Genomic DNA, 9,759 nt, shown 5'->3' with positions numbered 1-9,759 from the left:
AACTGCGGCGGATAGTTCTTCATGACCACGAGATGTCCGTTCTCAGATCCTCAGGATCCAGTGTCTCGTGTGTCCAGGATCAAGGGTCAAGGCCCATCCACCACGAGAACCGGCGGCTCGGGCAGGGAGCGCACTGCCGCCATGAAGGTCAGAGGAGTCCAACCGCTACTTGGCGTCGGAAGTTGCAGTTGCCGCGCCAGCGCGTCAACCACAGAGGGCAAGCTGCGCTGACGGACCTGGATCGCAGCAAGAACGTCCTGGAGGGCAGGGCGACAGGCTCCAGGCAGCCGTTCTCGGATATGCTGCGCCTGACCCACCAGTTGTGGGTGCGCGGCGCACATCAGGGCACCCAGCAATGCTGATTTCCCGGTGCCAGGGCTTCCAGTCACCACACACAGACGTGACTCTTCTGGGTCGTCCAGCCACGGAGCGAGAAGGCGCAGCTGGCTGCGGCGGCCAGTGAAATGTCGACCAGGTTTGTCAGTGAAGTGGCGAGAGTCGACCGGATCCAGCTCTTCCAGGAAATCTCGTACCGGAGCGTCCAGGGCGGCACGGCGCAAGCGTGTGGGGTCGGTAGCGAAGGCAGCGTGGGTAGGGTTCGGGAAGAATGGCAACAGCGGTTTCGGCGCGCTGGGATCCATTAGGGTCGCCCTCACCGTCTGTACCCGGCCCCCCGCCGATTCAAGCCGCATACCGATGTGCCGCGCCACCAGCTGAAAGTCAACGTGCTCCTGCGACGCATCGGTCCGCAGCCCGGTCGCGGCCAAATCCTCCAGGACCTCGGCAATGGCTGTGCTGAACCTGCCGTCGTACGCCTCCTCCTCACCGTCCGAGGCGCTGATCACCCAGGCATACGTCTCCGCGCCCGCCTCGTAGACGTAAGACGGCAAGCGGGCGGCCACGCCCGAGCCACACAGATCGACGAGGAACAGCGACATTCTCCGCTCGACGTGGCAGTCCGAAATCCACCCGGTGACGTCGGTGTCTCGGCCGAAACGCCCGTCAGCCGGCACCATGTCCAGACGAGCATGCCGTGCATCGGGCTGACCATGGGTGACGACGTGCACGATGCGGTGCACAGCTCCTTCGTCGGCGGGCTGCATCACGCCCCGCAGATCCTCCCGCACGGGATTGAGATGACAACGCACGCGGTAACCCAGCTGGCCGATGGCTTTCCCTATCCGCGGCACCACATCTTCAACGAAGTCCAAGGCGTCCCAGGTTCGCGTCATCAGCGGAAGCTCTTCGCCCTCCGGTAGGTCCACGCTGAACGAACCGACACCGATAATCACCGCATCGCCTTGCCCCATGCGCCCCCCTTTACGGCAGCACCAGCATGGCACCAATCAGGTCCAAACACCCTGGGAACGACACCACCTGGTCAGATTCCGTTCGACGGGGTCACGAGCAAAAGATCACCTTCCCGTAGCGGTCAGTGAGCGGACGATGGCCACTTCGCTGGAGTCCAGGGCGGCTGAAAGCTTGAGGTACAGCTGTTCCGGCAGAGCCCCGGACCCGAGAGCGCAGGCACGAACCAGGTCCTCACAGTCCTGGGCCTCCGCATTCATGGCGAGCGCGATGAATAAGGGGCATGCAAGAACCTCGCGGGCCGCGTATCCATCGCGTGCTGCCGCAATTCGGCGGATCAGATCAACGACGAGGCGACGGGCCCCGAGATGCTCAGCCGTCTCGACCAAGTTCGGTGTGGTGAGACCGAGCCGAATGTCAAAGACGGTCATGCCCGGCTTCGCCTCGTGGTCTAGGTACATGGTCACCAGGTCCGCAACGTCGTCGATACGCATCCCGGCCGCTCGGTGGCACAGGGCAGTCAAGCAGGCGGTGACAGCATGCTCCCACGGCTCGCCGGGCACCGTGTCGGAGAGCAACTCTGCGGCGTGCGCGGTCTGGTTGGCCGCCGAGGCCGCGACGACGGCTACTTGGCGCCCGTCCAGCATGCGCCTGCCAACGCCTCGATGGCCTTCGATGTGTGCCAGTGCTGTCGTCCAACGCCCCGTTGTCGTGAGGGCGCGTGTGCCGTCCGCCAGAAGCACGCGCCAGAGCCACGCGTGCACCTCCCGTCTGTCCTCTGCTGTACTGGTGAGGTCGGCCGGAACGTCGATTCCCTCGAAGGAAGCGGCCGAGCCGACGCCGACGGCTTCGTGAAGGTCCAGTAGTCGCTGACGGCCAGCGTCGGCGCGGCCGGCGCGGATCTGCAGACGGGCGAGGTTGACAAGTGCCTCAAGTCCCCTAATGGCGCTCATTGCGGGCAGAGGGCGTGGAGGTAGGCCGCGGCATGGCGGTAGCACATCGACCGGGCGAGATCGGGAAGTCCTACATCGGAGGCGATGAGCGCGGCCTGGTTGAAAACCGCAGAGGCCAGGCCCTGGTCGCTCTTCTCCGCTGCTTCCTGGGCGAGTTCAATCAGGGCGCGTACGCGGTCAGGCAAGGGCAGGCAAGCGGGGCGGAATCGAGCGATGAGCGGGAAACGCCTTGCTATCGGGCCGTGCGGATCCATGGTCCCCTCAGGTGACGTTGGCACGATGGTGGATGAACGAACCGGGGCGGTGCCCGTAGCAATGGCCGACGTACACCGCCCCTTGGCGCATGGGCAGTTGTCTGTACGGGCCGTTGTCAGTACCAGTCGACGACGATGCGGTTGAGCGGTGTGTCGAGGACGAAGAGGCCGGGGCGCTGCTCGGTCACAGGAGCGTCGAGGGGTTGGATCTCGAAGGTGGCCTCGCGATCGCGGTACTCGCGATCCCAGGTGCGGATCGCTTCAGCGACCCTCGCGGCCAGCTCATCGCCTCCGGGACCGGCCCCGCACGTCGGCGCGGGCCGCCCCCGGCCTCGGAAGGGAGGGGAGGGCCGGTGTGCGATGGCAGCCCGCGCGGAGCCGGGGAGGGGCAGCCGCCACCCTCACAGGGCCTGCCCATGCCCGGCCGTACAGGACGCGTCAGCCGGCGGCCATCGACGCTGCTGCGTACGTCAAGGAGATCAGGGCCAGTACGGTCGCCGGGACGGCCCGGGGTGGCGGGTCGCCGTGGCGCAGGTGGACCACTGCCGCCGCGGCCATCAACAGGGCGAGGCCTGTCGCGGTGGCCACGCCCAGAGGCATCCAGGCCAACCCCGTCAGCAGACCGGCGACCCCGGCCACCTCCAGCGCGCCGACGACGCGGTAAAGGCGGACCGACATGCCGAGGTGGGCCGCCGCCTGGAGCATGAAGGGCACCGCGGCGAGCTTCGCCAGCCCCAGCGGAAGGAAGACCAGGGACAGGGCGACGGCGAGCACGGTAGTCATGACGCGGACCTGCACTTGCGGCGCTCCTCGCCCAGCTGGACGTAGTGGTCGATGAGCTCGGGGGCGTCCACCGTTGCCGGGTTCACGACCTCCTCGACGGGGGCACCCTGGAGCAGGCGTTTGATCGGGACCTCCAGCTTCTTGCCGGTGCGGGTGTGCGGGACGCCCGGCACTTCGAGGATCTCGTCGGGGACGTGGCGGGGTGAGGCGCCGGTGCGGATGGCGTCCTTGATCCTCTCCCGGAGGTTGTCGTCGAGTTCGACGCCGGCCGCCGGGACCACGAACATCGGCATCCAGTAGCCGCCGTCGGGCTCCTCCGCGCCGATGACCAGTGCCTCGGCGATCTCGGGGAGACGTTCGACGACGTCGTGGATGTCGGCGCTGCCGAGCCGTACGCCGTTGCGGTTGAGCGTCGAGTCGGAGCGGCCGTGGATGATGACTGAGCCGTGCCCCGTGACCGTGATCCAGTCGCCGTGTCGCCACACTCCCGGGTACGCCGAGAAGTAGGCGTCGCGATAGCGGGCGCCCTCCGGGTCGTTCCAGAAGTACAGCGGCATCGACGGCATGGGGCGGGTGACGACCAGTTCACCGACCAGGTCGACGACGGGGAAGCCCTCGGCGTCGTATGCGGCGAGCGCCACACCCAGGTGGGGTGCGGACAACTCGCCTGCCCAGACCGGGGTGTTGGGCGAGCTGCCCGCGAAGCCGGAGACGATGTCGGTGCCGCCGCTGATGGAGGCCAGCAGGACGTGTTCGCCGACGTGGTCGCGGACCCAGGGGTAGGCGGAGGCGGGCAGGGCGGAGCCGGTGCATCCGACGACGCGGATCGAGGACAGGTCGTGCGCCGAGGGGTCGATGCCGAACTTGGCCATGCCCAGCAGGTATTGGGGGCTTGTGCCGAAGACGGTGACGCGGTGGTGGGCGGCCAGTTCCCACAGGACGTCGAGCTTGGCGAACGGTGCCGGGCTGCCGTCGTACGTGCAGGTCGCAGCGCCAGTCAGGAGGGTGGAGGCGACCAGGTTCCACATCATCCAGTGGGTGGTTGTGTACCAGAGGAGGCGGTCGCCGGGGCCCAGGTTTGAGTGCAGGCCCAGGGTTTTCAGGTGCTCCAGCAGGACACCGCCGTGGCCGTGGACGATGCCCTTGGGCAGGCCGGTGGTGCCGGAGGAGAAGACGACCCACAGCGGGTGGTCGAACGGCACCGGCACACAGGTGAGCTCTTCGGCGCGGGTCGAGGCGTCCTCCCAGGGGACGACCAGCGACGGGTAGGCCTGCAACGGCCATGGCAGGCCCACGTGGTCTACGAGCAGGGTCGCCTTCAACGTCGGGAGCGCGTGGGCGAGTTCGAGGGTGGCTTCGCGGCGGTCGTGAGTGGCGCCGTTGAAGAGGTAGCCGTCGGCGGCGATCAGCACGGTGGGTTCGAGCTGGGCGAAGCGGTCGGCGGCGGCCTGGGGCGCGTAGTCCTGTCCGGACACCGACCAGACGGCGCCCAGACTCGCGGCGGCCAGGAACGCGACGATGGCGTGCGGGGTGTTGGGCAGGTAGCCGACGACCCGGGCGCCCTCGCCGACGCCGAGGTCGCGCAGGGTGGCGGCGACGGATGCGACCAGGTCGCGCAGCCGCCCGCCGGTCACCTCGTACCCGGATCCGGTCTCGTCGAGGGCGATGATCGCCGTGTCGTCGTCGCGGACGTTGCGCAGGGCGTGGTGGGCGTAGTTGAGGGTGGCGCCGGGGAACCAGCGGGCGCCGGGCATGCTGTCCCCGGCCAGCACCTGCTCGTACGGGGTGTCGGAGTCGATGCCGAAGTACTCCCACACCGCGCCCCAGAAGCCCTCCAGATGGGTGACCGACCAACGATGCAGGGCGGCATAGTCGGTGGCGTCCACCCCGACGTAGCGGGCGAAGTCCGCGATACGGCTGGTCGCCGCTGTCCCCGGATCGGGCGTGAAGAACGGGGCCGGATACGACGTACTCATCGTGTCGTGCTCCTCAACAGGCTTCTCGGGACGCTCCGTTCGGAAGGAACAGAGGTTCGTGCGGTGTGCAGCAGGGACGCCCAGGCGGCGACCGCGGTGAAGTCGCGGCCGCCGGACGGGACGACGTCCATCACGACCCGGTCGGGCCGCAGCAGGACCGCGTCCGCGTGTCCTGCGCGCAGCCAGGCGGCGAGTGTGCCGTCGTCGCCGAGGTCGGTCACCAGGACCGCGTGCACGCCGAGGCCGTGGGCGAGCGCGGTCAGGGAAGGGCCGGGATCGTTGGCGGTCAGTACGGCGAAGGAGTCGCCGAGCGCCTCGTCGAGACGGGTACGCCGGCCGCCGACGCTCACCCCCGGTTGGGGGCAGTGCGTGCCCACCAGGCCCCGGCGGACCCCGCGCCCGCGCCGCACCAGCGGCCCGGCGGTCAGGGGCGGGCTGAGATCGCGGCCGGCCAGCTCGGTCAGGCCGGGTATGCGGCAGGCCGCGGCCAGCGCCCTGCGGCGAAGCGCGGCGGCGCCATTCTGGCCGCCGGTCATCGCCCAGCCCATCGCGACCGCGAGGCGGACCACATGCCGGGCGTGCGGCTTGCGTTCGCTCTCATAGGTTGCCAGCAGCCGCTCGTCGCCCCCCTGCTGGAGAACCCGGGCGAGTTTCCAGGTGAGGTTGTAGGCGTCCCGCAGGCCTGAGCACAGGCCCTGCCCGATGAACGGCGGGGTGAGGTGGGCGGCGTCGCCGAGCAGGAAGACCCGTCCGCTGCGCCAGCGGTCGGCGACACAGGCCCGGAAGGTGTACTGCGTCTCGCGGACGACCTCGAAGTTCCCGTCGTACGAGGGCGGCAGCCATGGGGCGATCAGCTCGCGGACCGTCTCCTGCCCTGCCCCGAGCCGGAACTCCCAGCGGTAGCGGTTCTCGCTCACGCGCATGAAGGTGGCCGGCCGTTCCGGGTCGCAGACCTGGTCGACGCCTTCCCAGCAGCGGACGGGGCCCGTCGTGTCGACGTCGATGACCTTCCAGCGTTCCTCGAAGTGCAGATCCTCCCAGACACCCCCGATGGCTTCGCGGGTGAGACTGCCGGCACCGTCGCAGCCGAGGACAGCGTCGGCCCACAGCTCGTGCTCGCCGGTGTCATCGCGGTAGGCGACACGGACGGGGCCGGTGGTGTCCGGGCCGACGCGGGTGACCTCCACGCCGCCGTGCAGGTCGCACTCGGGGCGCCGGGCCAGCGCGTCGCGCAGCACGCGTTCCAGCTCGGGCTGGTCGAACATGCTGGACTGCGGATAGCCGTGATGTCCTTGGTGGGAGCGCCGGAACTCGGCCATCACCCGGTGCCGGGCATCCAGCAGCCGCAGCCCGCCCGCCGGGCGTGAAATCGCGGTGAACTCCTCTCCTACGCCCGCGGCTTGGAGGATCCGGTGGATCTCGTCGTCGCCTGCGACGGCGCGCGGGAGCGGGTAGACGTCCTGGTGGCGTTCGAGGACCACACTGCGGACCCCGTGCCGGGCCAGGAGTAGGGCGGCGGTCACGCCCACCGGCCCGGCCCCGACGATCACGACGGGCACACGTGCGGCTTCGTCGACGGTCATGTGCGGCTCACCTCTGGGTCTGGTTCGCGTCTGCGACCGGCGTGCGCTGCTCGCCGAGGTCGATGCGGCTGTCCGGGGTGGCGATCGTCGCCGTGATCACGTCACCCGTGTGCAGGTAGTGGGGGTTCTTGGCCTGGCTCTTGAAGAACGCCTTCCACTTCACGGCGGGCGGCAGCAGCGCGCCGATCTTTTCGACGGCTTTCGGCGGGGACTTGAGGGCGGTGCCCCCGGGGGTGCCGGTGAGCAGCAGGTCGCCGGCGTCGAGGGTCTGGAAGCGGGCCAGCAGGGTGAGCGCCTGTGCCGGGCGGACGATCATGTCGGTGAGGGTGCGGTCCTGGCGCAGCTCGCCGTTGACGCTCAACTTCAGCCGCAGGTCTAGGAGATGGGTGAAGTCCTCCGGCTCCAGCAGTGACAGGTACGGGCCGGTCGGCGTGAAGGTCGGGTACGACTTGCTCTCGTAGAACTGCGTCTTGGTCAGCTGCACCTCACGGGCGCTGATGTCGTTGGTGATCACCAGCCCGGCGACGTACGACGGCAGGTCCCGCTCCTCGACCACGGTGCCGACGGGCAGGGACGTGCCCATGACGAGGCCGAGTTCGATCTCGTAGTCGAGGAATTTCACGTGCGCGGGGCGGACGACGGCGTCACCGGGTCCGCTGACCGAGCCGGACGCCTTGCGGAAGAAGGCGGGCGGGATGTCGCCGTTGAAGCCCGAATCGCGGGCGTGGCTGCGGTAGTTGACCATCTGGGCGACTACCCGGCAGGGCGTGGTGACCGGCGAGAGCGCGACCAGGTCGGCGACCGGTGTGCCCGGCTCGCCGGAGGCGGCGGCCTCGCGGACGGCGGGGCGGTCGGCCAGGAGCTCGGCGGTGGTCGCGGCCTTGGTCTCGACGGGGGCGGCCCGGTCGCCTCGGACGACCCACCAGCCGTCGGCGGTGCGCAGGACATTGGTGCTCATGTCAGTGCCTTCTTCAGAGGAGCGGGTCAGGAGTTGGCGGCCTTGAGCAGGCCGAACAGTCGTGCCGGGTCCATCTCGTTGTCACCGCGCAGCGCCTCGATGACATCGCGGACCCGCTGCGGGGAGGGGCTCACGCCGAGGAAGTCGCGGGTGGCGGGCGGGCCCCACTGGGCCAGGCCGCTGGTCGACATCGGTGCCCAGCCGGGCTCGACGTCGCAGGAGAACAGGTCGCCGTCGGCGAAGTGCTCCAGCATGAAGTGGTCCGGGTCGCGCCAGTAGTCGAACAGCTGGCTGCCCTGGATGTGCCGGCCGATGCCCCAACTACGTTTGTAGCCGCGCTCCTTGAGGTACTCGCCACCTGCGGCGATGGAGTCCAGGTCGGTGACCTGGTAGGCCGAGTGCACATAGCCGGTGCCCGGACCGAGGTGCATGGCCAGGGTGTGGTGGTCGGCGGGCGCCTCGCCCAGGTCGCAGCGGATGAACGCCATCGTCGGACCGCGCCCGCGCTGCCCGTCCAGGAACAGGAAGTCGGAGACGATCATCCCGAGGGTGTCCAGGTACCAGTCCAGGGCCCGCCCGAAGACCCGTGTCTCCAGCACCACATGGCCGAGGCGCTGGATGCGGGAGGGCTCGCGGGGCGGCCGCTGGGTGGCGTTGGTGCGAGGGTGATCGGTGCCGAAGTTGAGGAGCAGCGGCTGCCTTTCCGGCAGCGCCGGGAGCTGTTCGCCGCAGTGCACGACCCGTACCGGGACGCCGGATGGGTCGAGCAGGTCGACGACCTTGCCGCCGCCCGGAACGTCGGCGTCCCGCACTTCCCTGCCCGTCGCGCGGGCCAGCCGGTCCAGGTCGGCCCGTTCCGCGGCCCGGAAGGCCGGGCCGATGAAGCGGGAGGTACGACCGCGGCGGATCACCATGCAGGGCGGGCCGGCGAAGGTGCCGCGCAGCCACAGCTCCCGCTCGGTGTGCGCGGCGACGCCGAAGCCGAAGTCCCGGGCGAAGAGCTCGGCACGGCCCAGGTCGGGCTTCTGGAACTCCAGCCAGGCCAGGTCGGCCACCTTGATCACGGGATTACGGGAGCGGCCGGGGTGTTCGCCGCGCAGGGCGCCCTGCGCGCTGTGGAGGTCCTGGTGGGCCGTGATGACGTCGGCCTCGTTGGCGCGGATTTCAGACATGGTGCCCTCCGGGCAGCAGTTTTATAATGAGGAAATCATCAACTGTGACAGTTTCGTCGTCAAGGTGTTCGCGGCAGGAAATGATGAATTCATCAGGACTGCGATCGTCATCGTCCCGACGGTTAGACTCTGCGCATGTCTACGTCAGCCCCGCCCAGTAACCGGTTCGAGCGGCGTCGTGCGGAGACCCGCAGGGCTCTCGTGCGAGCGGCCCGGCAGATACTCGCCGAGAGCGGTGACACCAGCGCCAGCATCCAGGCGATCGCCGAACGCGCGGACGTGGGCTTCGGCTCCTTCTACAACCACTTCGACTCCAAGGGTGAGCTGTTCGAGGCGGCGGTGGTGGACGCCCTGGAGGAGTTCGGGCAGGCCTTCGACGAGCGCCTGGCCGGGATCGATGACTCGGCGGAACTCCTTGCCGCCGGCTTCCGGCTCAGTGCCCGCATGGCCGATTCCCATCCAGAGCTGATGCAGGTCTTGCGTCGCCGAGGACTGGGGCACATCCACTCGGACAACGGCCTGGCCCGCCGGGCACTGCGCGATCTCCAGGTCGGCATCGCCTCCGGCCGCTTCACCACCCTGGACCCGCTGGTCGCCCTGTCCGCACTGGGCGGCACCCTGCTGTCCCTGGTGGAGCTGCGTTTCGCCCGCCCCGAGGTGGACGGCGACGAGGCCGCGGTGAACCTCGCCGAGATGGTCCTGCGCATGCTGGGCCTGTCGGCGGACGACGCCCACGAGGTAGCCCGCCGCCCCCTCCCCGGCCACGGCTGAC

The 9,759-nt window shown here is 69.2% G+C and carries 7 protein-coding genes and 2 pseudogenes; 1 reads left to right on the top strand and 8 read right to left on the bottom strand.

Features of this window, described 5'->3' with window-relative positions:
- Window positions 1–86: 86 nt before the first annotated feature.
- From ACFYRY_RS40795 to ACFYRY_RS40760, 8 genes and pseudogenes are all read right to left on the bottom strand, one after another.
- Window positions 87–1,310 carry an AAA family ATPase gene (locus ACFYRY_RS40795; protein WP_389157942.1) on the bottom strand — a complete coding sequence of 408 codons (1,224 nt, stop codon included), beginning with the start codon at window positions 1,308–1,310 and terminating at the stop codon, window positions 87–89.
- A gap of 105 nt (window positions 1,311–1,415) precedes the next feature.
- Window positions 1,416–2,515, bottom strand: a pseudogene (locus tag ACFYRY_RS40790) (hypothetical protein).
- Between the two features lie 116 nt (window positions 2,516–2,631).
- Window positions 2,632–2,820, bottom strand: a pseudogene (locus ACFYRY_RS40785) (methyltransferase, FxLD system); the annotation flags it as partial.
- A 133-nt stretch (window positions 2,821–2,953) separates the two neighbouring features.
- Window positions 2,954–3,298: a DoxX family protein gene (locus ACFYRY_RS40780; RefSeq protein ID WP_389157939.1), complete on the bottom strand. Its 345-nt coding sequence runs from the start codon at window positions 3,296–3,298 to the stop codon at window positions 2,954–2,956.
- On the bottom strand, window positions 3,295–5,274 hold the full coding sequence (locus tag ACFYRY_RS40775; RefSeq protein WP_389157936.1) for an acetoacetate--CoA ligase: 1,980 nt from the start codon (window positions 5,272–5,274) through the stop codon (window positions 3,295–3,297). Before ACFYRY_RS40775 ends, ACFYRY_RS40780 begins: the two co-directional genes overlap by 4 nt.
- Complete coding sequence (locus ACFYRY_RS40770; RefSeq protein WP_389157933.1) at window positions 5,271–6,857, bottom strand: bifunctional 3-(3-hydroxy-phenyl)propionate/3-hydroxycinnamic acid hydroxylase; 1,587 nt, start codon at window positions 6,855–6,857, stop codon at window positions 5,271–5,273. Before ACFYRY_RS40770 ends, ACFYRY_RS40775 begins: the two co-directional genes overlap by 4 nt.
- Window positions 6,858–6,864: 7 nt before the next feature.
- Window positions 6,865–7,815, bottom strand: a complete 951-nt coding sequence (locus ACFYRY_RS40765; protein ID WP_389157931.1) for a fumarylacetoacetate hydrolase family protein — start codon at window positions 7,813–7,815, stop codon at window positions 6,865–6,867.
- A 26-nt stretch (window positions 7,816–7,841) separates the two neighbouring features.
- Entirely contained in the window at window positions 7,842–8,987 is a 1,146-nt protein-coding gene (locus ACFYRY_RS40760) for a VOC family protein (protein WP_389157927.1), read from the bottom strand.
- Between the two features lie 135 nt (window positions 8,988–9,122).
- On the opposite strand from ACFYRY_RS40760, the gene ACFYRY_RS40755 reads away from it, so the two are divergent.
- Window positions 9,123–9,758 carry a TetR/AcrR family transcriptional regulator gene (locus ACFYRY_RS40755; RefSeq protein ID WP_389157924.1) on the top strand — a complete coding sequence of 212 codons (636 nt, stop codon included), beginning with the start codon at window positions 9,123–9,125 and terminating at the stop codon, window positions 9,756–9,758.
- The last annotated feature ends 1 nt before the right edge of the window (window position 9,759 follow it).

The organism is Streptomyces sp. NPDC005263 (assembly GCF_042872365.1).
Lineage (GTDB): Bacteria > Actinomycetota > Actinomycetes > Streptomycetales > Streptomycetaceae > Streptomyces.
The sequence above is the reverse complement of the archived record's forward strand: the minus strand, read 5'-3'. Positions and strand labels throughout refer to the sequence as shown.

Coding starts and splice junctions, on each gene's coding strand:
- ACFYRY_RS40795 (WP_389157942.1), bottom strand. CDS start 1,310: ATGGGGCAAGGCGATGCGGTGATTATCGGTGTCGGTTCGTTCAGCGTG.
- ACFYRY_RS40780 (WP_389157939.1), bottom strand. CDS start 3,298: ATGACTACCGTGCTCGCCGTCGCCCTGTCCCTGGTCTTCCTTCCGCTG.
- ACFYRY_RS40775 (WP_389157936.1), bottom strand. CDS start 5,274: ATGAGTACGTCGTATCCGGCCCCGTTCTTCACGCCCGATCCGGGGACA.
- ACFYRY_RS40770 (WP_389157933.1), bottom strand. CDS start 6,857: ATGACCGTCGACGAAGCCGCACGTGTGCCCGTCGTGATCGTCGGGGCC.
- ACFYRY_RS40765 (WP_389157931.1), bottom strand. CDS start 7,815: ATGAGCACCAATGTCCTGCGCACCGCCGACGGCTGGTGGGTCGTCCGA.
- ACFYRY_RS40760 (WP_389157927.1), bottom strand. CDS start 8,987: ATGTCTGAAATCCGCGCCAACGAGGCCGACGTCATCACGGCCCACCAG.
- ACFYRY_RS40755 (WP_389157924.1), top strand. CDS start 9,123: ATGTCTACGTCAGCCCCGCCCAGTAACCGGTTCGAGCGGCGTCGTGCG.